Annotated in this window: 19 protein-coding genes and 1 other RNA gene; 9 read left to right on the top strand and 11 right to left on the bottom strand. The window is 37.6% G+C overall.

Annotated elements, in window-relative coordinates; all coding sequences use genetic code 11:
• Positions 1-153: 153 nt before the first annotated feature.
• Positions 154-723 carry a hypothetical protein gene (locus ACWPKD_RS01960; protein ID WP_455410996.1) on the top strand — a complete coding sequence of 190 codons (570 nt, stop codon included), beginning with the start codon at positions 154-156 and terminating at the stop codon, positions 721-723.
• Between the two features lie 119 nt (positions 724-842).
• On the opposite strand, the gene ACWPKD_RS01955 is transcribed toward ACWPKD_RS01960, so the two are convergent.
• Positions 843-3,578: a fibronectin type III domain-containing protein gene (locus tag ACWPKD_RS01955; RefSeq protein ID WP_455410995.1), complete on the bottom strand. Its 2,736-nt coding sequence runs from the start codon at positions 3,576-3,578 to the stop codon at positions 843-845.
• 258 nt (positions 3,579-3,836) lie between these two features.
• Here ACWPKD_RS01955 and ACWPKD_RS01950 point away from each other — a divergent pair, with 258 nt between their 5' ends.
• On the top strand, positions 3,837-4,298 hold the full coding sequence (locus tag ACWPKD_RS01950) for a DUF1440 domain-containing protein (protein WP_455410994.1): 462 nt from the start codon (positions 3,837-3,839) through the stop codon (positions 4,296-4,298).
• A 44-nt stretch (positions 4,299-4,342) separates the two neighbouring features.
• On the opposite strand, the gene ACWPKD_RS01945 is transcribed toward ACWPKD_RS01950, so the two are convergent.
• Positions 4,343-5,959 (bottom strand): ABC-F family ATP-binding cassette domain-containing protein, encoded by a 1,617-nt coding sequence (locus ACWPKD_RS01945; RefSeq protein ID WP_455410993.1) that lies wholly within the window; start codon positions 5,957-5,959, stop codon positions 4,343-4,345.
• 158 nt (positions 5,960-6,117) lie between these two features.
• Here ACWPKD_RS01945 and ACWPKD_RS01940 point away from each other — a divergent pair, with 158 nt between their 5' ends.
• Complete coding sequence (locus ACWPKD_RS01940; RefSeq protein ID WP_455410992.1) at positions 6,118-7,527, top strand: TlpA family protein disulfide reductase; 1,410 nt, start codon at positions 6,118-6,120, stop codon at positions 7,525-7,527.
• Between the two features lie 163 nt (positions 7,528-7,690).
• On the opposite strand, the gene fsa is transcribed toward ACWPKD_RS01940, so the two are convergent.
• From fsa to ffs, 4 genes are all read right to left on the bottom strand, one after another.
• Positions 7,691-8,347, bottom strand: coding sequence for a fructose-6-phosphate aldolase (gene fsa, locus ACWPKD_RS01935; RefSeq protein WP_455410991.1), 657 nt, complete (start codon positions 8,345-8,347; stop codon positions 7,691-7,693).
• Positions 8,348-8,392: 45 nt separating this feature from the next.
• Positions 8,393-9,196 (bottom strand): SDR family oxidoreductase, encoded by an 804-nt coding sequence (locus tag ACWPKD_RS01930; protein ID WP_455410990.1) that lies wholly within the window; start codon positions 9,194-9,196, stop codon positions 8,393-8,395.
• Positions 9,197-9,250: 54 nt separating this feature from the next.
• Positions 9,251-10,249, bottom strand: a complete 999-nt coding sequence (locus ACWPKD_RS01925) for an enolase C-terminal domain-like protein (RefSeq protein ID WP_455410989.1) — start codon at positions 10,247-10,249, stop codon at positions 9,251-9,253.
• Between the two features lie 88 nt (positions 10,250-10,337).
• Positions 10,338-10,435: signal recognition particle sRNA small type (ffs, locus tag ACWPKD_RS01920), an RNA gene on the bottom strand.
• 88 nt (positions 10,436-10,523) lie between these two features.
• Between ffs and ACWPKD_RS01915 the strand changes: the two genes are divergently transcribed.
• Genes ACWPKD_RS01915 through ACWPKD_RS01905 form a run of 3 tightly spaced genes read left to right on the top strand, consistent with a single transcriptional unit; the run spans position 10,524 to position 12,684 of the window.
• A complete protein-coding gene (locus tag ACWPKD_RS01915) occupies positions 10,524-11,600 on the top strand; it encodes a glutaminyl-peptide cyclotransferase (RefSeq protein WP_455410988.1) in 1,077 nt (358 codons plus the stop codon).
• 37 nt (positions 11,601-11,637) lie between these two features.
• A complete protein-coding gene (locus tag ACWPKD_RS01910) occupies positions 11,638-12,336 on the top strand; it encodes a carboxypeptidase-like regulatory domain-containing protein (protein WP_455410987.1) in 699 nt (232 codons plus the stop codon).
• Between the two features lie 12 nt (positions 12,337-12,348).
• Positions 12,349-12,684: a HopJ type III effector protein gene (locus tag ACWPKD_RS01905; protein WP_455410986.1), complete on the top strand. Its 336-nt coding sequence runs from the start codon at positions 12,349-12,351 to the stop codon at positions 12,682-12,684.
• Positions 12,685-12,755: 71 nt separating this feature from the next.
• Here ACWPKD_RS01905 and ACWPKD_RS01900 read toward each other — a convergent pair whose 3' ends face one another.
• A complete protein-coding gene (locus ACWPKD_RS01900) occupies positions 12,756-13,355 on the bottom strand; it encodes a hypothetical protein (protein WP_455410985.1) in 600 nt (199 codons plus the stop codon).
• A gap of 189 nt (positions 13,356-13,544) precedes the next feature.
• Between ACWPKD_RS01900 and ACWPKD_RS01895 the strand changes: the two genes are divergently transcribed.
• Together ACWPKD_RS01895 and ACWPKD_RS01890 are read left to right on the top strand one after the other, a co-directional pair.
• Positions 13,545-14,090, top strand: a complete 546-nt coding sequence (locus tag ACWPKD_RS01895) for a hypothetical protein (RefSeq protein ID WP_455410984.1) — start codon at positions 13,545-13,547, stop codon at positions 14,088-14,090.
• Between the two features lie 163 nt (positions 14,091-14,253).
• Complete coding sequence (locus ACWPKD_RS01890; protein WP_455410983.1) at positions 14,254-14,958, top strand: cupin domain-containing protein; 705 nt, start codon at positions 14,254-14,256, stop codon at positions 14,956-14,958.
• A 60-nt stretch (positions 14,959-15,018) separates the two neighbouring features.
• Here the strand turns inward: ACWPKD_RS01890 and dnaK are convergent, their stop codons facing one another.
• The 4 genes from dnaK to ACWPKD_RS01870 form a co-directional block, all read right to left on the bottom strand.
• Positions 15,019-16,905 carry a molecular chaperone DnaK gene (gene dnaK, locus ACWPKD_RS01885; protein ID WP_455410982.1) on the bottom strand — a complete coding sequence of 629 codons (1,887 nt, stop codon included), beginning with the start codon at positions 16,903-16,905 and terminating at the stop codon, positions 15,019-15,021.
• A gap of 167 nt (positions 16,906-17,072) precedes the next feature.
• Positions 17,073-18,332 carry a hypothetical protein gene (locus ACWPKD_RS01880; RefSeq protein WP_455410981.1) on the bottom strand — a complete coding sequence of 420 codons (1,260 nt, stop codon included), beginning with the start codon at positions 18,330-18,332 and terminating at the stop codon, positions 17,073-17,075.
• Between the two features lie 87 nt (positions 18,333-18,419).
• Entirely contained in the window at positions 18,420-21,248 is a 2,829-nt protein-coding gene (locus ACWPKD_RS01875; protein ID WP_455410980.1) for a T9SS type A sorting domain-containing protein, read from the bottom strand.
• Positions 21,249-21,307: 59 nt separating this feature from the next.
• A complete protein-coding gene (locus ACWPKD_RS01870) occupies positions 21,308-22,876 on the bottom strand; it encodes a T9SS type A sorting domain-containing protein (protein WP_455410979.1) in 1,569 nt (522 codons plus the stop codon).
• A gap of 344 nt (positions 22,877-23,220) precedes the next feature.
• Between ACWPKD_RS01870 and ACWPKD_RS01865 the strand changes: the two genes are divergently transcribed.
• A complete protein-coding gene (locus ACWPKD_RS01865; protein ID WP_455410978.1) occupies positions 23,221-24,642 on the top strand; it encodes an L-serine ammonia-lyase in 1,422 nt (473 codons plus the stop codon).
• Positions 24,643-24,679 lie beyond the last annotated feature (37 nt).

The raw sequence follows: 24,679 nt of genomic DNA, 5'->3' as shown, positions 1-24,679 counted from the left end.
TTCAAAATGGAAGTTTGATTACGGAAAATTACTTTGCAAAAAACTTCTCCCGCATACGTAAGAGGTGATTTTATCGTTTTAGAGATACACGGGCTTTAATTTATTTTAAGTTCCCCTGTTATTTCTATGAACAAGTAAACAAACCCTCTGAAAATGATGCCTTTAAAATTACTTCTGCCTTTTATACTTATTTCAATTAGTTGTACCGATGCTAAGAAAACGGAAAACCTACTTTCAGCAAAAACCAATGAGGAAACAACAAGAGTAACAGATATTCCCAAAAAGAATCAGTTAATCGTAAACAATGTGAAAAAATATGGCCCCGAAATTTCAGCAACTTATGAAAAAGCGGTATGCACGGAATTAGTAATTCAAATACTAGAAAAAGTTCAAAGTTTAAACGCTATTGATAAACAAAGAATACGAATTATTACAACCCAGAATATTCATGACTTATTAAAGACGGATTCTGATATTCCTAAAGGCGTGTACTATTCACTTATTGAAAAAGGTGTCGGGATTCCGATAAAAAACATAAATGAAGTCTGCGAAGGGGATTTTGTACAATTTTGGACGGAAATCTGGGGACATTGCGGAATTGTTAAAACAATAAACACCCAAAATAATGTAATGGAGTTGTATTCTTCTTTTCCGTCAACAAACGGTTATGGAATACAAAAATTTACTATTCCTAAACATTCTTTTTTTGTAAGATTGAAGTAAATCTTCTGATAAAAACCGTTTTTATACAATCGCAAATAAAACAGTAACAACATTATACGTTCTAAAAAACAAAAAATCCCGCTATAAAAGCGGGATTTTCAATTCTGTTATTCAACTAATTATTCCACAATCAGTTTCGCTGTAAATAATTTTCGGGAATGGATTTTTAAAACATAAACACCTTTAGGTAAATCCTGAGTAATCAGGGAGTATTTATTGTTGTTTACGTTTTTGGTTGCGTAAAGCAGTTTCCCTTCCGTACTGAATATCTCAATCATATCAATAGGATATTCCGACTGGATGAAAGTCTGTTTGTCATTTTTAGTCGGATTCGGATACACTTTTAAGCCGTTATCAATCTTAAATTCATCTTTATCCAGATTAGAAACCACTTGGAAAGTTACACGGTTAGACACTTCGTTATAAGAATCATTGGTAAACATTACAAGGAAATAATTTCCGGTTTGTGTTGGAATATTGGCTCCGGTAATATTCGTTGATCCTTCCGCAAGTCCATTAAAATAAGTATAACTCACCAACGGATTTACATTTGGGTTATCGCCCTGACGGTAAATCCCCAACCAGTCTTTTACAATTCCCGGAGCATCGGTCCAGGAAGCTGTAATTTGTTCCCCTAAATCATAAACCGGCTTATTGATCCATAATTCTGTTACAATATCCCCTACTTTAAAGAACACTTTGTTTCCAATTGCGTTGTATCCGTTTTGCAGATAATATTCCGCATAATAATACCCTTTTGGCAGGTTATTAAACACTTTTGATCCAGAAGCAGTTGTCACATATTGCCAAGCCGTAGAAGCCACACTACCTCCCGGCGTAACACCCATCTTATAAATACCGATCCAGTCGTTGGTTAACTGCGGACCATTACTAAAGGTAACCGTAACCGACGCTCCTACCGGATACTCCGCCTGATTCGTACTTAATACCGGAACAGGTCCAACGTAAAAATATTTTCGGGCTGCGATTTCCGTATAACCTCCGTTAGAAAAAATGGCTGCGAAGTAACGGCCTTTGTTAGGTAATCCGCTGGCGAAATTTATGAAACCACTGGCGCTGCCGTTTGTGTATTGCCATGCCTGAGAAGCTACAGCGCCCGGGGTCTGCCCTTCTTTATACAAACCAATCCAAGTGGAAGTACTTGCCGGAGCATCCGTATAATTAACCCTGATGGCTGCATTTTGAGCGTATGTTGCTGCATCTGTGGTTATTTCAGTATTTACAACAGTACTTCCGGAGATTGTAAGTGTTTTAACATCGCTCCATGGTGACCATTCCAAATTTCGGTCCCTGTAACGCAATTTCACATAATACTGTCCGTTAGGAAGTGAATTGGAAGCCAAAGTCATTTTGGTAATATCCACACCTAAATTGATATTTACCGTAGAATCCTTTTGCGTTCCGTATTTCCCATATAAATTTTCAAAATCACGGTACACTTCTTTTTTAATGATATCGAAAGTTGGCGACTGTGAAATCAAAAATTGACTTGTATTCAACAATTCATTTGTTGTGGTACTAAAAGCCGATCCATTAACCGTTAAAGGCAAAGTAACACTTGCCGGAAAAGTATTGGTAATAGAAGGTTTTGCAGGAGCCGGCTGGTTTTTATACCTGTGAAAGGTGTCCATCAGCTGATTGTTCTTCCAACGGTCCACACTTCCTATGGAATAACTTTCGATATCCATTTTTCCGTTAACCACATCAATATCAACAATTTGATAAATCCAGTTGCATATTGTTTTCTGAACATCATCAAAGTCCTGTTCGGTTGAAGATCCCCAATACTGATCCCACGCAGTTCCTCCCGAAATAATATTGTACGTTGGCGTATTCTTTAATTGTCCTCTGTGGTACAAGTGATGGTGCGCCCCGATGTGCATTGCATATTTTGAGGAAGTTACTAATAAAGGAACTGCGGTATTCCTAACCCAAGTGGAAATATCACCTACATATTGTTCGGCCTGATAAGGTCTGTGGCTTAAAGAAAAAATCCAATCAACCGTCGTATCCGTATTTGCTGCGGCTAAAACCTGTTGTAACCAAGTCAATTGCGCTGCACCTGTATGTTCAGAACTCAAACTGATAAACAAAACGTTCCCGGCCTGATGCGCATAATAATTTTCATTTCCTGAAGTAATCCCCTTATAACTGATTTCACTGATGTAAAAATGATCGTAATAAGAACTCATTCCTAAAGTCCCATAGGTTTCATGATTTCCAACCGTGGTCTGAATCGGAATATTAGCAGAAAGGCCTCTGTTTTTCTTAAAATGAACGTTCTCATAATGATCCAGAGTTCCTACATCTACCTGATCCCCAACCATAAACGTCATGGCAATGTTATCTTCCGGTGATAGATTCGAACCCCATTTTTGTTTAATTTTTCTTTTTGCAGCCGAAACCAAAGAATCATAACGCGGAACGGCTTTCAACTGATTGTCCCCCATTATCAAAAAGCGGATATGCCCATCCGCAGTGGCAGCCTGGCCTGGAAGTGGCAGTGTTTTAAAAGAGTGGATTGCAGACACGGCGGCTCCCGTTTTAATTCTGTAATAATACTTCGTGTTTGGCGTAAGATTAGTCAGTTTTACGGAATGGTAATAATAATTCCCGGGATATCCGGAGTCCGTAAAGATGTTGGTATTACCGGTTGTGGTAACATTCAAACTGGAAGAAGTAGTACCGTATTCCACAATGGATTCCGGATTACTGTCAGTTTTCCAATTGACATAAATTGATGATGGCATTGCGTTTTGCAGGTAAGGATAAAGCGTTTGCGACCTTACTGAAAAACAGACCAATACAATTAAAATCGTAAAAATTTTTTTCATTGTTTTTGTGATTAGTTAGACATGGCAAAAGTATTTTATCAAAAATCAATTACTTTTAATTCTATGTTACACTTCATTTATGTTTACCTATCTTTTTTGTTAATTTTATTAAATTATTGTAATTTTTATGCACAAAAAATGTTTTTTAAACACTGAAGTATATCTATCAAATATAGGAATTTTATTATAAATTTAACAAAGCAAACATAATGGCTATTAGTTCACTGAAACGTAATTACCTGAAAAACTAAAACAATTATGAAAACCATATTTAAGCAAATCCTTACAACAGGCTTCATTGCAGGGCTATTAGATGGCCTTGCCGCGGTTATATTTCTTGGAAAAATGAATGCTGAAAGAGTTTTTAAATTTATATCCAGTGGTATTTTTGGAGAAAAAGCATTCACAGGCGGATACGAAATGATACTTTATGGAGCGCTGTTACATTTCTTAATTGCTATAAGTTTTGCCGCTTTTTACTACTTTATAATGAACAGGATCATTTCTTTTACAAATAATAAAATCATTAAAGGCCTTATATACGGCTTATTCATTTGGGGATTTATGAACCTTATCATTTTACCACTTTCAAATACTCCCCAATTTCCATTAAATTTTATTGGCGCTTTAAAGGGAATAGTAATAATTATCCTGTGTGTCGGTTTACCTATATCACTACTGACAAAACCGCAAAACAAATTAGTTCCGAAAGACCTATAATATGAAACAAAAAATCCCGCTGTACAAGCGGGATTTTATTGTATTTAAGAATACATCTTCGTTCTCAATTCTTTGATTTTCGGATCATCTAAGTAATCATCGAAAGTCATGTAACGGTCGATAACTCCGTTTGGCGTGATTTCCACTACTCTGTTGGCAACCGTTTGTGCAAACTCGTGGTCATGTGTTGTGAACAATACTGAACCTTTGAAGTTTTTCAACGAGTTGTTGAAGGCTGTAATCGACTCCAAATCCAAGTGATTGGTTGGCTCGTCAAGCATTAACACGTTGGCTCTCATCAGCATCATTCTTGACAACATACAACGTACTTTTTCTCCTCCTGATAAAACACGTCCTGTTTTTAAAGCTTCTTCTCCTGAGAAAATCATTTTTCCTAAGAATCCGCGAACGTATACTTCATCTCTTTCCGGTTCTGTTTTCGCCCATTGACGTAACCAGTCCACCAAAGTCAAATCGTTTTCAAAGAAACTGTGGTTATCTGCCGGTAAATACGATTGTGTGGTTGTAATTCCCCATTCGTAAGTTCCGCTATCGGCTTTTAAGTTGTCGTTTAAGATTTCATAAAAGGCTGAAGTTGCACGGGAATCTTTTGAAAAAACCACAACTTTATCGCCTTTGGCCATATTCAAATCGATATCTTTAAACAAGGTCTCTCCTTCCAAAGTATAACTTAATCCCTGAACATTTAAAATCTGATCTCCCGCTTCTCTTTCCTGATCAAAAATAATGGCAGGATAACGACGGCTTGACGGTTTTATTTCATCCAGATTCAATTTATCGATCATTTTTTTACGGGAAGTTGCCTGTTTGGATTTTGCAACGTTCGCCGAGAAACGACGGATAAATTCTTCTAATTCCGCTTTTTTCTCTTCCGCTTTCTTATTTTGCTGTGCTCGCTGTTTAGCCGCTAATTGAGACGACTCATACCAGAAAGTATAGTTACCGGAATAATGGTTGATTTTCCCGAAGTCGATATCCGAAACATGCGTACAAACCGCGTCGAGGAAGTGACGGTCGTGAGAAACCACTAAAACCGTATTGTCATAATTCGCTAAGAAATTCTCCAACCAACCGATCGTTTCAAAGTCAAGGTCGTTGGTAGGCTCATCCATGATCAGTACATCCGGGTTTCCGAAAAGCGCCTGTGCCAATAACACACGTACTTTCATCTTTCCTTCCATGTCGCTCATCATCGTGTAGTGATGTTCCGCTCCGATTCCTAAATTGGAAAGCATGGCTCCCGCATCAGACTCGGCATTCCATCCGTTCATTTCGTCAAACTGCATTTGCAATTCTCCAATTCTGTCGGCATTTTTATCGTCGTAATCGGCATATAAATCATCCATTTCCTTTTTAATGGCAAACAATACTTTATTCCCCATCAAAACGGTTTCCAAAACGGTATGTTCGTCGAACATATTGTGGTTCTGGTTTAAAACCGACATACGTTTTCCCGGCTCAAGAATAACACGTCCCGAAGTAGGATCGATATCTCCCGATAATATTTTTAAGAACGTTGATTTTCCGGCACCGTTTGCACCAATAATACCGTAGCAGTTACCTTGGGTAAAAGTCACGTTTACTTCGTCGAACAAAATTCGCTTGCCAAATTGTACCGATAAATTTGAAACTGTTAACATTGATTTCTTATTTTTTATAAAAGTGTTGCAAAAGTAGAAAAAATAACGGAGTTTTGAGCCGGTTTATTTAGAATGTCTTTATGCTTAATTTAACTGTACATTAACAGCAAGTTAAGTATTACAAAGTTACTTTTGTTTTGGTAATTAACTGATTTTGAATGTTTGCCTATTTTAAAAACCTACTACTTCCGTTAACAGCGGTTACCCTTTGTTCTTTATGTTCCTGTAAGAAGGAGTTTAAGGATGACAATTTCACGGCTTATTTTGGAGGAGAAATCGTAAATCCGAATAACCGTTATGTCCTTTTACTGAAAGACAACGAGGTAATCGACTCCATTTTATTAGACAAAAACAACCGTTTCCTTAAAAAAATCGATTCGTTGGCACCGGGCATGTACACCTTCAAGCACGAGCCGGAATACCAATACATTTATTTCGACAAGAACGACAGTTTGATGATTCGCCTGAACACCAAAGAATTCGACAATTCGCTTGTTTTCTGTGGGAGAGGTAATCTTAAAAACAATTTCCTGATCGAGATGTTCCTTAAAAATGAGGAAGACCGAAACGCTTCGTTTGATGTTTACGATAAAGACTATAAACAGTTTTCAAAAAGCATTGATTCTGCATACAACGTAAAAAAATCATTCTATTTACGTCGTAAAACGGAAATCGGCTGGGATGAAAAATTCGATCAGTATGCAAAAGCTTATGTAGATTTAACCCATTTGGCCAAAAAAGAGATCTACCCGATTGCACACAAAAGAAGAACCGGCGAAGACGTTTGCAGAAATTTACCGAAAGATTATTATGCTTACCGGAAAAATATAGACTTCAACAATGAAGAACTAAGCACATTCGTTCCCTTTGTCCGTTACCTGAATACCATGCTGAACAATTATGTTTACAGGGATTGCAGCAGCGAAAACCAGTACGAAAAACAGGCATTGGAATACAACATCAAAAAGCTGAACATTACCGATACGCTTATTGACAACAAGAAAATCAAAAATGCGGTTTTGAACAACATTGCTTTTATGTATTTGCTTGAAGACCAAAACATGTCGAACAACAAGAAATTCTTCGACAGGTATTTCCAATTGTCTACAGATAAGAGCAAGCATAATGAAATTAAAAAAATCAGTGATGCGGTACAGTTCTTAACACCAGGTAAAAAATTACCTAAAGAAGATTTCATTAATGTTTTTGGCGAAAAAGTAGATTTCAATCACATGGTAAACGGCCCAACCGTTGTTTTCTTCTGGACTATCAGTGCGAAATCACATTTGGAAGGTGCTCATAAAAAAGTCATGGAACTTAAGGTTAAACACCCGGAACTTAATTTTATCGCCATCAATATTGACGAATCGAAAGAAGTATGGACAAGCACGTTAGGCAACTATGCTTTTCAGAATACCGTAGAATTACATGCCAGCGATTGCCAAAAACTGAAAGACGAATGGGTTATCACAAAAATCCACAGAACCATGTTATTAAACCCTGATGGCACTATTAAAAACGCATTCATCAGTTTATTTGATGCCGATTTTGAGAAATATTTAAAATAGTTTTCAGTCACAGTTCACAGTCGCAGTTTACAGTCGCAGTTTACAGTCGCAGTTTACAGTCGCAGTCGCAGAAAAAACAGTATAAAAAAAGGATTCAATAAAATTGAATCCTTTTTTATTTTTTAAGTAAAGTGAATAACTGAAAACTGCGACTGAATACTAATTACTTATTCCCTTTCTCGTAATCCGCAATAAACTGAGCGATTCCGATATCCGTAAGAGGGTGTTTCAATAATCCTGTGATAGATGATAAAGGCCCGGTCATTACATCAGCACCAATTTTAGCACAGTTAACCACGTGCATAGTGTGACGAACGGATGCTGCTAAAATCTGTGTTTCGAAAGCATAGTTGTCATAAATCTGACGGATTTCGTCAATTAAGTTTAAACCATCTGTAGAAACATCATCCAAACGACCTAAGAACGGAGAAACATAAGTAGCGCCCGCTTTAGCAGCCAATAAAGCCTGACCTGCCGAGAACACTAATGTTACGTTCGTTTTGATTCCTCTGTCTGAAAAATATTTACAGGCTTTTATGCCTTCTTTTGTCATTGGTAATTTTACAACGATTTGCTCGTGTAAATCAGCAAGCTCCTCACCTTCTTTGATCATACCTTCGAAATCCAATGCGTTCACTTCGGCACTTACATCACCGTCTACGATATTACAGATATCCACATAATGTTTAAGGATATTATTTTTTCCGGTGATACCTTCTTTTGCCATTAACGACGGGTTTGTGGTAACACCATCTAAAATCCCTAACGCCTGAGCTTCTTTAATCTGCTCTAAATTTGCTGTGTCAATAAAAAACTTCATATATACAATAGTTGTGTTTCTAAATTTGATAAATCGGTTGCAAAATTACAACTTATAATGGTTCATTAATAATTTCTCATACATTTTATCCGGAAGTACCCGTTTCAGTACTATCGAAAATTTCTGCATAAAAGCTCCTACTTTATAATGGATATCAGGATTTGGTTTTTGCATGATCGCATAAACTGCCAAAGCCATGTCATTCGGATCGCTGCCGCTGTCTACGTGGGAATCCATTTCTTTCAGGATATTTCCGTAGACTGTTTCATAAGCCGAACCTTTGACAACCGGCGCATGATAACGTCCCGCTGCAATATTAGTGGCAAAATCCCCGGGAGCCACATTCGTTATATGAATCCCGAAGGATTTGGTTTCCATCCGCAAAGCTTCGGTAATCAGTTCCAAAGCACCTTTTGAAGCGGAATATACGCTTCGGTATGGCAACCCCATATAACCGGCAATAGAAGTCACGTTGATAATCAAACCTGATTTCTGAGTGCGCATTTGTGGTAAAACCGCTTTCATCACTTCGATCGGGCCGAAAAAATTGGTTTCAAAATTGTTTTTGATTTCTTCCAGTGGAATTTCTTCCAAAGGACCAGTGATTCCGACACCTGCATTGTTGATGACAACATCCAGGCGACCTGATTTTTCGATAACTTCTGCGACCGCTTTTTTAATGCTTTCAGTGTTACGAACATCCAAAGCAACTAACGGAAAAACAGAATTTTCAATTCGCTCAGGATTTCTACTGGTTCCGTAAACCGTATACCCTTTCTGATGCAAAAATTCACCAACGGATTTCCCAATTCCGGATGAACCTCCGGTAATCAAAACCACTTTATTCATTTGATTGATTTTAGTAAAGCACTGCGAAAGTAAGCATTTTTAGACGTTTTCCGACTATAAAATCTGAATTCCCAAGCCCGGTTTTTCAGAAAGAAGCACTTTTCCGAATTCAATTTTGGAACCGTCTGCAATATCATTGGCAATTAAATTAGCGCCGTCTAAATCGACAAAATCAACCAGTGGCACTAAAACAGCGCCTGCAGAAATTCCAACCGTAGATTCCGTCATGCAGCCAATCATAATTTTGAAATTCAACGCACGGGCATTTTTAATCAATTCCAAAGCAGGAGTCAGCCCGCCGCATTTTACGAGTTTGATATTGATGCTTGGGTAATGTGGCTGAAGTTCTTTCAAATCGATGTTTTCCTGACAATCTTCATCAGCCATCCAATTCGGGAATGCATCAGAATCAAGATTGGAATAATTTTCTTTTGAAGGTTTCATCGGCTGTTCCACATAGGTAAACTGCTTTGAAAGTTCATAGTTTTCCAACCATTTGCATTGTTCAACCGAATAACTTCCGTTAGCATCTAAAGCGATGGTTTTACCGCAATTTACAAGCCTTTCGATTTCTTTCTCCTCAAAATGATTGCATTTCACTTTAAATTTTGGCCAGGACGATTTTTCAATTTTTGAAAGTTGCTCCTCAATCGGTGCGGCACTTATGGTAATGGAAGATTCCGGTAAATCGTTTATTTTGATGGCATTCAGTTCGATAAAACTGCGGTTTTCCAATTTTCCAAACAAATCCCAATACGCACAATCCAAAGCCGAACGAAGGAAACTCGGTAACTGCAAACTTTCTAAAAACCGATAAAAATCTGTTGGATGGTTAATCTTCTGACTTTCAATCTGATGCTTAATAGTGTGCAGTTTTTGTTCAAAATCCGATAAACTGATGTGATAATAATCAATTCCGGTACATTCACCATAACCCGAATAACCGTGTTTGGAAAGTTGCACTTCAAGCGCTTCCCTGAAGGAATAACTGCCGTAAGAAATTGAAAAGGTTTCTTTAAGATTGAAACGAACGATTTGCCAGGATAAAACCATTGCCAGAGTTTGAATGGTCCTAAAATAAAAAAATCTCCTCAAGGGAGATACTTAATACTATTTTATTTTTTGCTTTAAGCTTTAAAAAAATGGCAAGCGACCTACATCGCACCGCTACAACCACATACCTTTGCTGCGTTCCCACCCTGGAGGAGTCTGCAGGAGCTGGTCGTGTAGGACTTGCCGTTGCAAATGTACAACTTTTTTATTTTTTTGCAAGGCAATTTGAGGATATAAAATATCGTTGTATATTGCTTTTATTAATTTTAAACCAATGAAAAAATATAACTCGTTAGCTTTCATTTTATTAAGTACAATCATTGTTTCGTGCGACAGTACAAAAAAAAATGAAGAAAACTTATTTTCCATCAATTCTGACAACTTTAAAGTACAGTATAAGCCTGAGGAATCCTTTTCCCTGACCCTAAAGAATCCGGAAAACAAAGCAGTTGATTCTGTAATTTACTATATCAACGACAAAAAAATCGGATCCGTAAAAGGAAACGAAAAACTGGATTTCCCGTTTGCCGATCAAAAATTAGGCTACCAGAACATCAAAGCATTGGCTTATTATGAAGGAGAAAACAGCGAAGCTACCTACCGTGTGGAATTGGTTTCCAACATTGAACCTAAACTTTTGAAATATACCATCGTAAACACCTATCCACATGATTTGAAAGCGTATACGCAGGGATTGGAGTTCAATAACGATGTTTTGATTGAAAGTACCGGAAACGGTGCCGGAAACGGAAGCGGCGTGCGCGGAAAATCATCTTTACGCAAAACCGACTACAAAACCGGAAAAGTAACAAAGATTGTAGAATTACCGGATACTGTTTTCGGAGAAGGCTGTACCGTTTTAAACAATAAAGTGTACCAGATCACTTGGCAAAACAACGAAGGATACGTGTACAATTTAGATACGTTTGAAAAAGAAAAAACCTTCAAATACTTCAAAAACATGGAAGGCTGGGGTTTAACTAACGACGGTAAAAACCTTTTGATGTCTGACGGTTCCGAAAAAATCTATTTTGTAAACCCTGCTGATTTCAAAGAAGTGGAATATATCAACGTTTATACAGCCGGATCCAAAATCAAGGCCGTAAACGAAATGGAATGGATTGACGGGAAAATTTATGCCAACATCTACCAAATGGATGCTATTGCGATCATCAATCCCAAAAACGGAGCTGTGGAAGCGGTTATCAATTTAACGGATTTAAAATCAAAAGTGAGCAAACATCCGGATTTAGACGTGTTAAACGGAATTGCTTACAACCCGAAAACCAAAACTATTTTCGTTACCGGTAAAAACTGGGACAAAATGTTTGAAATTAAGATTTCGGAGTAGTTATAAATTATGAGTTATAAGTTTTGAGTTATTCTTTTTGAAAAGAAGTTACAACATATCCGTTCCTGAACCTTGTCATGAAAACTGGCAAGCCATGACTCCTGTGGAAAAAGGAAGGTTTTGTACCTCTTGTCAAAAAAACGTAATCGATTTCACACTTGCTTCTGATACTGAAATCATTAAAGCATTAAAAACTGATAAACACCTTTGCGGCCGTTTTCAGAAAACACAGCTTGATCGTGATTTGTTTGAACGAAAAGAGAAAAGTTCCATCTGGATTGCAGCTTCCACAGCTGTTTTGAGTTTTTTGAGCATTGGAAATAACGTAGCTACTGCTCAGGAAAAACCGAAAACGGAACAGACTGACACTAAAGTTATTTCAAAAAAATTAGACCTTGAAAATGATAATCAGGAAAAAGAAATTTCAGGAATTATTAAAGATTCATCAGGAATTCCTTTACCCGGAATAAGTATTATTGTGAAAAATTCTTTTAAGGGAACGCAAACTGATTTTGATGGAAAATATAAAATTAATGCTAAAGAAGGAGATAATTTAGAGTTTTCGTTTATAGGGATGAAAACTCAATCCATTATAGTTGGTAAATCAAACAGCTATTGCTTAACTATGAATGAGGACGAAACTATTCATGTAACTGTTGGTATTGTTTTAACTTCATACAAGAAGCGAACCTTTTTCGGAAGAATGTTCCAAAAAATAGGAAACTGGTTCCGATAAAAAATAACGATTATGCCAATAGATTTAATTGCAAAAATTAAAACCCAACCCGAAACGATTTCGTTTGCTGAAGTAATCGAATACATTGACGCTAAATACAGTTTTACTCCCACCCGTTTCACAAACGGCAACCTGGTGAACGAAGCGAATCAGAACAACGGTTCCTGTAAAATATTTTATTTTGCAAGCACGCATTCGTTAACAATAGAGCAAACACTACAGCTATTTGGCGATTATTACAGAGTTGACGTTTTGGAAAACCCCGACGGAACCGATCATCAGAACATTCGCAACTTCATGGAATTTGGATGGCAGGGCGTGGTTTTCGATGGAAAAGCATTGCAGTAAATAAAAAATCGATCATAAAAAAACTCCTCAAAGTAATTTTTGAGGAGTTTTTTATTTTGAATATCTGAATCTTATTTCTTTTTCTTTGCACCACCTGCTGAGGCTGCAACATATTTTTTATCGGTAGCATTATAGGAATATTTCGTTTCGCTTTTTTTATCCTTTAAGATAAAGTCGCCGTTGGGTAATAAGGAAAACTCAAAGCCTTCGCGACGCATTTTTTCCTGGGTTTCAGAAGCGTTTTTTAATCGGTCCAAGAATACTTTCTCAACGATATGTGTAGTGGTTTGGGTGTTACCAATCATTTGGGTTTTGGTTGTTACATCCCATATTTCAGAAACAATTGCAGTAGCATCTTCTTTCTTTAAATCGGTTTTTACAGTCCCTTCTTCTTTCCAACTGATATAGAACAAATCCGTTCCCTGTGTTTTGAATTTAGTAACTTTAGCTTCCGAAACTTTACGCGATGCTTCGACAGGCTTTGAAAAAAGCTCTTCTTTTTTTCCTACATTGTCTACACTGGCAATCATTTTATTCCCTTTCAGTTCGACAGATACGTTTTCAGTTTTTGCGGAAGTACCGGCAACTGCTTTCCCTGTTCCTTTCTTTTTCTGACTGTATCCCGCCAACGTAATCATTGTAAGCGCAATTAATAAAATTGTTTTCTTCATAATTTTTTATAGGTTTCTTGGAATTGAAAAATACAAATAATTTTAATACTACAATCATGCCAAAATAATTTAGCAATGAATTTTCATAAAACTTAACAACTTCACACAAATTAGTATAATTAATTGCGAACCGTATTTTGTATATTTGGGAGTTAGCGTCAATTTCATCAAACAGTAAACTAAAAAACAATGGGATTTTATTGGTCAATGGGAATAAGTTTCAGCGACAAACAAATCGCTGAAAATTGCCAAGCAACTCTAAAAAAAATTAATCTATCAGATGGGAGGATTGTAAATCTCTATTCTAATATTTTATCACAAACCAACTTCGATACACAACCTGATTATGTCCTTGAAATATTTCCGGAAGAAATGGAAATCGATGGAAATAGACGAAATTTAGAATTCCCTTTTTTTGGTGAAATAAGAGACCAATTATTCCAATTTATTAAAGAACTAAAACTTGATTTTAAAATAGCTTTTTGTGAATGCGAGGGAGCGGATAGGGTAACTAATGAGAATATTATAAATTGGATAAACGAAGATGGTATTGGAGAAATTAGAAATAGAGAAGTAAATGATCTTGGTTTCGATCCAAGAAATTATATTCCAAAAAGATATTTTGACGGTTTAATTTTGTCAAATAATGAATATAAAAGATTAAAAAAACAACATATTGAATTCGAATATTTCAAAGATGGTTATGTTTGGTTGCCTATAAGAAACAGCCACTAACAGCTGTTTTATAAAATAGCTAGCGCCGGTTCATAATAGAACGAGTTGAAATCAATCAAACTTTTAGCTTTATTTGAAAAATCAGCAACAAAAATCCGCCACTTCATAAACCGACGGGACTTAAGAGTAAAAACCATTAAATCAAAACCCGCAATAAACCGAAATGACAGTGCTTTTCGAAATAGGACAAACTTTAGACAAAACCGGAAATCCATTACCGGGAACAGGTGTCACACTTGATAAAAATTCACCCACTGCAAAATTGCTGCTATCGCAACAAACTGTTATCATTTCCAACCCGATTACAAAAGAATATGGTGCGGAACTCAAAATAAAGAAGGACAACGGTGAAGTGGAAATCAAAGGGCTTGGCATCATTCCACCCGGTTGTCTCGGCCCGCCGGAACATATTCATCCGGGTTATAACGAAACTTTTACGGTTGTAGAAGGCTCGTTTGACTTTTTAATGAATAAGAAAACCATACGGGTAAGCGAAGGCGAAACTGTGATTGTTCCCAAAAGCACTTCGCACACTTTTAAACCTGCGGACAGTTCAAAAGTCTGTTCTTTTCTGGTTTCTTCCGATCCGCCGGGAAAATTGCAGGAAGTAATCCGAACCGTTTGGGCACTGGCGCACGAAGGGAAAACAGACCACAAAGGGCAACCCAATGAATTTTGGCAGGGAATCGCCATCGGTTATGAATTAAAGGACGATACTTTATTTGCATCTCCTCCTCCATTTATCCAGAAAATCATGTTCAAACTTTTTGGAAAAACCGCTCTAAAAAAAGGTTACAAGGGAATTAACGACGTTTATGTAACTGATGATTATTGGATAAAAAAAGTGAATCAGATTACAGTCAATTGATATAAAACAAAAAAACCGGGAACTTACATTCCCGGTTTTTCTTCATATAAACTCAAAAGCTTATTTCACTTCTTCGAAATCTACATCCTGAGTCTGGTCTCCGTTAGCATCATTTTGTGGTTGTGCCTCATGAGTCTGACCTTCTGCCTGAGCTTTGTATAATTCCTCAGAAGCATTTTTCCACGCTTCGTTGATTTTATCCAATGCCGGTTGAACTGTGTCTACATCTTTAGTTTCGTAGGCAGCTTTCAACTCGTCTAAAGCAGCTTGAATGTTTGATTTGTTTCCTTCTGATAATTTATCTCCGAACTCTGAAAGTTGTTTTTCCGTTTGGAAAATCATGCTGTCAGCCTCGTTTAATTTATCAACTTTCTCTTTAGCAGCTTTGTCCGCTTCAGCATTCAATTCTGCTTCTTTACGCATTCTTTCGATTTCTTCCTGAGTCAATCCTGAAGAAGCCTCGATACGGATATCGTGTGATTTACCGGTTCCTTTATCAACAGCCGTTACATGGATGATACCGTTCGCGTCGATGTCGAAAATAACTTCGATTTGAGGTACTCCTCTTGGCGCTGGCGGAATTCCGTCTAAGTGGAAACGACCGATTGTTTTGTTGTCGTTTGCCATTGGACGCTCACCTTGTAACACGTGGATTTCCACAGATGGCTGATTGTCTGCCGCTGTTGAGAATACTTGTGATTTTTTAGTTGGAATCGTTGTATTTGACTCGATTAATTTTGTCATTACGCTTCCCATAGTTTCAATACCTAAAGAAAGTGGTGTAACGTCTAATAATAATACGTCTTTTACATCTCCTGTCAAAACGCCACCTTGAATAGCAGCACCGATTGCCACAACTTCATCAGGATTTACTCCTTTTGATGGTTTTTTACCGAAGAATTTCTCTACTTGCTCCTGAATTACAGGGATACGTGTAGAACCTCCAACTAAGATAACCTCATCGATATCTGAAGTTGATAAACCTGCATCTTTCAACGCTTTAGCAACCGGATCCATAGAACGTTTTACCAAAGTGTCAGCCAATTGCTCGAATTTCGCACGAGTTAAAGTAACTACTAAGTGTTTCGGTCCTGAAGCCGTAGCGGTAACATATGGCAAGTTGATTTCTGTCTGTGCTGAAGATGACAACTCGATTTTTGCTTTTTCAGCAGCTTCTTTCAAACGTTGTAATGCCATTGGGTCTTTACGTAAATCTACACCTTCAGCAGCATTGAATTCGTTAGCCAACCAATCAATGATTACCTGGTCGAAATCGTCTCCACCTAAGTGCGTATCTCCGTTTGTTGATAATACTTCAAAAACTCCGTCTCCTAATTCTAAGATAGAGATATCGAAAGTACCACCACCTAAATCGTAAACCGCGATTTTATGATCGTGTCCTAATTTATCCAAACCGTACGCTAACGCAGCAGCAGTAGGTTCGTTGATGATTCTTCTAACTTTTAAACCTGCAATTTCACCAGCCTCTTTTGTAGCCTGACGTTGTGCATCGTTAAAATAGGCCGGAACAGTGATAACTGCTTCGGTAACTGTTGTTCCTAAATAATCTTCAGCAGTTTTCTTCATTTTCTGAAGTGTCATTGCTGATAATTCCTGCGGCGTGTAAAGTCTTCCGTCGATGTCAACACGTGGCGTGTCGTTGTCTCCTTTAACCACTTTATAAGCTACAGTTGATGCTTCTTTTGCGCTTTCGGTGTATTTGTTACCCATAAAACGTTTGATAGAAGCAATAGTCTTCGTAGGATTTGTCACCGCCTGACGTTTGGCAGGATCCCCTACTTTAATTTCTCCACCTTCCACAAATGCGATTACAGATGGTGTTGTTCTTTTTCCTTCGGCATTAGCAATTACAACCGGTTCTCCACCTTCCATTACGGATACACAAGAGTTGGTTGTTCCTAAGTCGATACCAATAATTTTACTCATAATATAAATCTCCTTTATTGTTCGTTTTGATTACTCCTCTACGAGTGAGCAGTGTTTTTGACACGCTTTCAGAAAAGACAAGTATTATGCCAAGGAGAAAAAAAATGAAAATTGTCAGATTTAATTAAAGTCACTTTTGAAAATACTGACAGGATGACATTTTTAAATTACTTTTTAATGTCATATTGGTACAAAACCGGCGCTTCAAACTTAGTACTGTCAAGCTGAAAGTTTTTATCGTAGGCCGACCAAGGTGAATTACCGAAGAAATAAAGTTTATCCTTACTAATCGTAGCCAGAGCGGGTTCGTTAAATTCCGGTCGATTATTGTCAATTACCCTAAACTCTGAAATACTATTTTGATTTCTTTTTAAATTATACTGTATGACACGCATCGGATTCACGCCGTTATGGATGGCAAAAAGTGAGTTCTCGTAAAAAACCAATCCGTCAATTCCTTTTGGTGTGGCATCGTCTGGAAAATTTAACCAATGTCTTTTTTCAGGATTTTTAACATCAATAACCAAAATTCCTTTTCGATAATCTGATATAAAAAGCTTTGAGTTGTTAAGATTTAATGTAATTCCCTGTAAATTAAAAGCTTCCTTTTTTAAATCCAACCAAACCGACATTACATCATTAGATATCCTATAAATGACCGCATCACCACTATCAGAAACATAAACATTCCCCTGATTATCTATTGTCAAATCACCAAAAATATGGTTACCTCCTATCGGAAAACGCTTCACTATTTTACGTGTTGTCAAATCAATCTTCAAAATCTCAGATTCTCCGGCCATTTCATTTGCAAAACCAATCATTTCTCTCATTGCGCCGGTAGCTATCCAAATAAAGTTTTCAGTGTTATCGATTTTCATTGCAAAAACAGAAAGATTACTATCTGTAAACCAATCCGAGCATTGCCCGGTTTTCATATCAAAAGAGACGATTTTCTTTTTTCGAATACTTGAAGCGAGCCAAACTTTTTGTTTTTCAAGATAAATAAGCCCCTCCGGATGTAAGTCCTTTTCGCTTAATGAAATAACTTTTTGAGAATTTAAAACCCTTAGGTTTAATTTATCTTTCAATTCTTCAATTTCTCGAAATTCAATGGTCTTATAAATATTCTGAAAATCCTCCTCATAAAGGATGTCTGACTTACTATCCATAAGTACAAATTTTTGCAAACAAGAAATCGCTTTTTCTTTTTCATTGTTTAGTGAATAACCGCGTACCAGATTATAAGTGAACGTTGGATGCAACGGAAAGAGACTGTCTAACTTCTGCGTAAGCTTTAAAAATTGCGGATAGTTTTTCGCTTTGTACGCTTCTGTGCTCTGATTATACAACTCGCGCTGTGATTGAGAGAAACCAACTGTTGAAAACGAAAGTACTGTCAGAACTGCTAAAAAAAGATTTTTCATGTTTTTTGATTGATATATCAAAAATACAGTTTTCAGTCAAATGAAGAAATCGCATTCTGAAAAATAAACTAAGGAATTGCAAACAAATTATTTAGTGTTGACCATTTTTTGGGTATTGGAAAAACTTTGACCTTTTAATTGCAGCAAATAAATACCTGAATTTAATTGTTCTCCGTCAAATGTGATCAAATGACTACCTGCCGCTAAGACATTTTCTGAGATATTTTTAACTACTCTTCCGTTCAAATCAAAAATCCTCAACGAAACTTTCTCAGATTCATTAAGAGTAAAAGAAACGGTGGCTGTGCCTGAAAATGGATTCGGATATACTTTTATAGTGTTGTTTACAAAACTATTTTCGTCAATACCAAGTGTTTCATCCCCATTATACCGTGCTAAAGCAAAATCAAATTCAAAGCCATTAGAACTAACTCCAGCCACTACAATTTTACCATCGTTTTGGATGGCCGCTGATTGACCGTAATCAAAAACACCTCCCATATCCGTAGTTACTTTTCCGCCGGAACCAAAGGTAGTATTCAAACTGCCATTGCTGTTGCAGCGTACTAAACCAAAATCAATGTTAGTATCAGAGCTAGAGGTGTCCCGAATTGATCCCACTGCGACAATTTTACCATTACTTTGAACGAAAACAGATTTATCAGAATAATCTGAAAACATAGGCGAATTAAAACTTATCAAACCGATATTTACTTTTCCACCAGAGCCAAAGGTCGCATCAAAACTGCCATTACTATTGTAGCGGACTAAAACAACATTTTCGGATGCATTTCCTTTCACTACAATTTTACCATCAATCTGGATAAAGACGGAATAGGCATGATCCATTTCACTTCCAAAATCCGTAACAACTTTTCCATCGGTGTCAAAAGTCGTATCCAGGCTACCATCACTATTGTAGCGTGCTAAAGCAAAATCATAGCCAAAGTTAAAGTCGGGCGCATGATAACCCGCTACTACATTTTTACCATCGCTTTGAATAGCTACTGATTCACCAGAAGTGTTAAAATAGTTGAAATTAGTAGTTACTTTTCCACCGGAGCCAAAGGTAGTATCCAAACTACCGTCGTTATTATAGCGTACTAATGCAAAATCGGTACCACTGTCACGTCTGCTATTCCCCGCGATTATAATTTTCCCATCGCTTTGAATGGCTACCGATTTACCGGCATCATCATAAATTCCAACGGATGTAGTTACTTTTCCACCGGAGCCAAAAGTAGTGTCCAAACTACCGTTGTTATTGTAGCGCCACAAAGCAAAATCACCATCGCTGTGTCCCGCCACTATAATTTTGCCATCATTTTGTATGGCCATTGATTGAGCAATATCTCTTCCACTTCCAAAACCGGTAATTACTTTTCCTCCGGAACCAAAGGTGGCATCCAGATTACCATTACTGTCGTAACGGGCTAAAACAATATCATTGTTAGATAAATTGTGATTGTCGGTAAAATCACTATATCCCGCCACTACAATTTTCCCATCGCTTTGTATGGCTATGGATTGAGCAAAATCATTAACACTTACCAGAAAAATAAAAGGGGTAATTACGATACCGTCGGTGTCGAAGGTAGTATCCAAATTGCCATTGCTATTGTAGCGCACTAATGCAAAATCAGGGCTATTATCAGTGTAGGCACTTCCCACTACGACCACTTTTCCATCATTCTGAACGACCACTGAATTACCATTACTACTAGAAGAAATTACTTTTCCATCGGAGCTAAAAGTGTTATCCAAACTTCCATTGCTATTGTAACGTGCTAAAGCAAGACCAATGCTTGTATATCCGGCTACCACTATTTTACCATCGTTTTGTAGCGCCACTGACTTACAGTCATCATCAGAATTACCAAAATCAGTGGTTACTATTCCATCGGAGGAAAAAGTAGTATCCAAACTACCATTGCTGTTATAGCGTACTAAAGCAAAATCATCGTGAGTATTATTAATAGCCGGATCATTGTCGCTCACTCCCGTTACTACAATTTTGCCATCGTTTTGAATCACTACTGAATGACCATAATCGTGATCACTTCCGATAGCCGTAATTACTTTTCCACCAGATCCAAAGCTAGCATCCAAACTGCCATCAGTGTTATAGCACACTAAAGCAAAATCATTGTTGTAGAAGCCAAATAAACCAACATATCTAGAGTATCCGGCTACTACAATTCTCCCATCATTCCGAATAGCTATGGATTGGCCAACATCATTATTATCTCCAATAGGTGTTTTTACTTTTCCGCCGGAGCCAAAGGTAGTATCTAAACTACCATTGCTGTTGTAGCGCACTAAAGCAAAATCATCATGAGTATTAGTAGTTGGGTCATCGTCGCTCACTCCCGCTACTAAAATTTTGCCATCGCTTTGAATGGCTACTGAATAACCAATATCATCACTATTTCCGAAATCTGTAGTTACTTTTCCGCCGATACCAAAGGTAGTATCCAAACTGCCATCGTTATTATAGCGCGCCATAGCAAAATCAGCATCATAAGAGCCATTGCTACTATATCCCGCCACCACAATTTTACCATCGCCTTGTATAGCTATTGATTGACCAACACTATAAGAACCAATGAAAGAAGTTGTTACTTTTCCATCAGAACCAAAGGTAGCATCCAAACTACCATTATTATTATAGCGCGCCAAAGCAAAATCATCAGTATGTAGTCTGTTTTCAGCAACTCCCACCACCACGATTTTTCCATCGCTTTGAACGGCTACTGATTGAGCAAAAGACCGAAAACGATTATAATAACTTTCAACATTCGTAATTACTTTCCCTCCGTTGCCAAAACCAATATCTAAAGAACCGGGCTGCTGCGCATCGGCAACACCGAATGAAAACAGCCCGACACCAATGGAAAGAAATCTTAGTAATTGCATTTTCATTTTTTCCAGTTCTAAAAATTTTTAACAACAGCTTCTATTATTCCGTTTTAAAGTTATTTCGCAAAAACCAATTTTTCAGTTTTGGAAAAACTTTCACCTTTTAGTTGCAGCAAATAAATACCTGAGTTTAATTGTTCTCCGTCAAATGTGAAGGAATGACTTCCTGCCGCTAAGAAATTTTCTGAGATGCTTTTAATTGATCTGCCGTTTAAATCAAAAATCTTTAGCGAAACTTTCTCAGATTCATTAAGAGAAAAAGAGACTGTGGCTGTGCCTGAAAATGGATTTGGATACACTTTTAATGTATTGTTTGCCAAAGCATTATCACCAACACCAAGCGTCACCGCATTATAGCGCGCTAGGGCAAAATCTGTAAAAGAACCGTCACTTACCAATCCTGCCACCACGACTTTACCATCGCTTTGTATAGCTACTGAATTGCCGTATTCTTCATACCCCCCGAATGATGTTGTTACTTTCCCTCCGGTACCAAAGGTAGTATCTAAACTACCGTCATTGTTGTAACAGGCAACTGCAAAATCATAGTTTAATCCGTTTCCACTTCTTCCTGCAACAATAATTCTGCCATCTTGATGGATGGCTACTGAACGGGCAACATCAGTATAAACTCCAATTTCGGTAATTACTTTTCCGTCGAAATCAAAGCTAGTATCTAAAGTACCGTCGGAGTTAAACCGTACTAAAGCAAAACCATCATTATAACCTCCCACAGACACAATTTTACCATCGTTTTGAATAGTCAATAGATTGCCTGCACCACTGTTATCAGGGCCCCCAAAGTCGCTAACAGTTGCAATGCCATCGGAGTCGAATGTAGTATCCAGGCTTCCATCACTGTTATACCGGGCTAAAGTAAAGTCTCCTCCTGAAACCAGAATTTTACCATCATTTTTTTGGATAACCATTGAGAATAAACCATATCCCGGTATATTAGTTGTTACTTCTCCATTCGATCCAAAAGTAGTATCCAAACTACCATCGCTGTTGTAACGAACTAAAGCGAAATCTATGTGAGATACATACGCACTATTTCCGGCAACCACTATTTTGCCGTCGCTTTGGATTGCCACTGAACGGCCATAGCAAGCTCCCGAACCACTAACCCTGGTTATTACTTTTCCATCGGTGCCGAAGGTACTGTCCAAACTCCCATCACTGTTGTAGCGGGACAAACCAAACTTATGCTGAACAGGAAAAGGAAATTCTGAATGTTCCACATCTCCTGCCACTACAATTTTACCATTGTTTTGAATGGCTACGGAATAGGCATAATCATTTAAACCAAAGTCTGTAGTTACTTTTCCATCATCATCAAAAGTAGTATCTAAACTTCCATCATTGTTATACCTCACTACGGCAAAATCATACATTGAGGTATTATGGGTATGTCCTGCCACCACAATTTTTCCGTCGTTTTGAATAGCTACAGACCAGGCGTGATCATTTCCAGTTCCACTTCCATTTACAATTCCAATATCAGTAATTACTTTTCCACCATTACCAAAGCTGGAATCTAAAGTGCCTGACTGTTGCGCATGTACGACTATGAATGAAAAGATTCCGATAATACAAGGGATTGTTCGTAGTAATTGTATTTTCATTTTCTTAAAGTTTTAAAATTTTTAATTACTGTTTCCATTTTCAGTTTTTAAAATTCTAGTACTTGCAAGAAAATCATCTGTAGAGGCAATGAATGCTATTCACACAAGTTCGAATTTGTTTGAAAGATCATAGTTTTTCATCTGCTGCCATATATTGTTTTGAACTTACAAAGTTAAATCTAAATATCTGATTATCAGAATTTTATTTATAATATAGCTTTTAAAAATCATTACATTAATTTAACAGGTGATTATAAGCTTGTTATAAAAAAAACAAAGGTTTATGAACTCTCAAATTATACAAGTATCTTTGTGTTAAACAAACCAAATCAAAACTTAACACTATGGAATGCATTTCCGTTTTTGATATGCTTAAAATCGGTGTCGGGCCTTCAAGTTCCCACACCCTTGGCCCATGGAGAGCAGCCGAACAGTTTCTTGCTGAAATCCGAGAGCGTAATCTTATTGACAATATCAATAGAATTAAAGTTGATCTTTACGGTTCCCTTTCACTGACAGGCCGCGGTCACGCTACAGATTTAGCGGTAATGCTGGGCTTAAGCGGTGCCGATCCCGAGTATATTCCGGTGGAAAGCATCGACGTGATCATTTCGGCTATCAACAACAAAAAGGAAATCTTCCTGGGCAATGAAATCATCATTTCTTTTAATCCGGAAACGGATATCGTTTTCAATAAAAACTTCCTTCCTTTCCATGCGAACGGATTGACGTTTACCATTTATACTGAAACTGAGGAATACAGCTCTACGTTCTACTCCATTGGCGGCGGATTCGTTGTTAAAGAAGATGCCAACCATTCCAAAGAAAACAACGAAATAAAATGCGCGTTTCCATTTCCGATAGACAAAGCCGAAGAATTGTTGGCCTTCTGTCAGAAAGAAAACAAGAAGATTTCCGAAATCGTTTACGAGAACGAAAAATCGATGCGTTCCGAAGAAGTGATCCATTCCGAATTATTACGTATTTGGGACACGATGCTGGAATGTATGTACATTGGCTGTCACACCGAAGGTACTTTACCGGGTGGTTTACACGTACGCCGTCGTGCTTATGACATGCACAAAAACCTGATTGGTGTTTTACCTTACGACAACCCACATTCCTGGTTGCAGATCATCCGTCAGACCGAAGTGAAATTCCGTCAGATTTTAAAATGGGTTAGCTGTTTCGCTTTGGCCGTTAACGAAGTAAATGCTTCTTTAGGCCGAGTGGTTACTGCTCCAACCAACGGAAGCGCCGGTGTAATCCCTGCTGTTTTAATGTACTATATGGTAATCGAAAACCACGAAGCCGATGAAAAACACATCAAACAATTTTTGATGGTGGCCGGAGAAGTTGGCAGTATTTTCAAAAAAGGAGCTACCATTTCGGCAGCTATGGGTGGATGTCAGGCCGAAATCGGAGTATCATCTGCAATGGCAGCAGCGGCATTATGTGAAGTAATGGGCGGAACTCCGGAACAGGTTTTAATGGCCGCAGAAATTGCCATGGAACACCATTTAGGATTGACTTGTGATCCGATTGGCGGATTGGTACAGATTCCATGTATCGAAAGAAATACAATGGGCGCCATCAAAGCCATCAACGCAGCGGAATTAGCATTGGAAACCGATCCTAAAAACGCAAAAGTACCTTTAGACAAAGTAGTAGACACGATGTGGCAAACTGCTAAAGACATGAACAACAAATACAAAGAAACTTCCGAAGGCGGACTGGCAATTGCCGTTAACTTAGCGGATTGTTAATTGCTTCATAAATAAAAAAAGGCTGTCGAAATCGACA

It is taken from the genome of Flavobacterium pedocola (assembly GCF_053764385.1).
Note: the sequence above shows the minus strand (reverse complement) of the source record. Positions and strands in the feature narration are given on the sequence as shown.

Bases quoted from the DNA above. Each gene is read 5' to 3' on its own strand.
- ACWPKD_RS01960 (WP_455410996.1), top strand. From the start codon at position 154: ATGATGCCTTTAAAATTACTTCTGCCTTTTATACTTATTTCAATTAGT.
- ACWPKD_RS01955 (WP_455410995.1), bottom strand. From the start codon at position 3,578: ATGAAAAAAATTTTTACGATTTTAATTGTATTGGTCTGTTTTTCAGTA.
- ACWPKD_RS01950 (WP_455410994.1), top strand. From the start codon at position 3,837: ATGAAAACCATATTTAAGCAAATCCTTACAACAGGCTTCATTGCAGGG.
- ACWPKD_RS01945 (WP_455410993.1), bottom strand. From the start codon at position 5,959: ATGTTAACAGTTTCAAATTTATCGGTACAATTTGGCAAGCGAATTTTG.
- ACWPKD_RS01940 (WP_455410992.1), top strand. From the start codon at position 6,118: ATGTTTGCCTATTTTAAAAACCTACTACTTCCGTTAACAGCGGTTACC.
- fsa (WP_455410991.1), bottom strand. From the start codon at position 8,347: ATGAAGTTTTTTATTGACACAGCAAATTTAGAGCAGATTAAAGAAGCT.
- ACWPKD_RS01930 (WP_455410990.1), bottom strand. From the start codon at position 9,196: ATGAATAAAGTGGTTTTGATTACCGGAGGTTCATCCGGAATTGGGAAA.
- ACWPKD_RS01925 (WP_455410989.1), bottom strand. From the start codon at position 10,249: ATGGTTTTATCCTGGCAAATCGTTCGTTTCAATCTTAAAGAAACCTTT.
- ACWPKD_RS01915 (WP_455410988.1), top strand. From the start codon at position 10,524: ATGAAAAAATATAACTCGTTAGCTTTCATTTTATTAAGTACAATCATT.
- ACWPKD_RS01905 (WP_455410986.1), top strand. From the start codon at position 12,349: ATGCCAATAGATTTAATTGCAAAAATTAAAACCCAACCCGAAACGATT.
- ACWPKD_RS01900 (WP_455410985.1), bottom strand. From the start codon at position 13,355: ATGAAGAAAACAATTTTATTAATTGCGCTTACAATGATTACGTTGGCG.
- ACWPKD_RS01895 (WP_455410984.1), top strand. From the start codon at position 13,545: ATGGGATTTTATTGGTCAATGGGAATAAGTTTCAGCGACAAACAAATC.
- ACWPKD_RS01890 (WP_455410983.1), top strand. From the start codon at position 14,254: ATGACAGTGCTTTTCGAAATAGGACAAACTTTAGACAAAACCGGAAAT.
- dnaK (WP_455410982.1), bottom strand. From the start codon at position 16,905: ATGAGTAAAATTATTGGTATCGACTTAGGAACAACCAACTCTTGTGTA.
- ACWPKD_RS01880 (WP_455410981.1), bottom strand. From the start codon at position 18,332: ATGAAAAATCTTTTTTTAGCAGTTCTGACAGTACTTTCGTTTTCAACA.
- ACWPKD_RS01875 (WP_455410980.1), bottom strand. From the start codon at position 21,248: ATGCAATTACTAAGATTTCTTTCCATTGGTGTCGGGCTGTTTTCATTC.
- ACWPKD_RS01870 (WP_455410979.1), bottom strand. From the start codon at position 22,876: ATGAAAATACAATTACTACGAACAATCCCTTGTATTATCGGAATCTTT.
- ACWPKD_RS01865 (WP_455410978.1), top strand. From the start codon at position 23,221: ATGGAATGCATTTCCGTTTTTGATATGCTTAAAATCGGTGTCGGGCCT.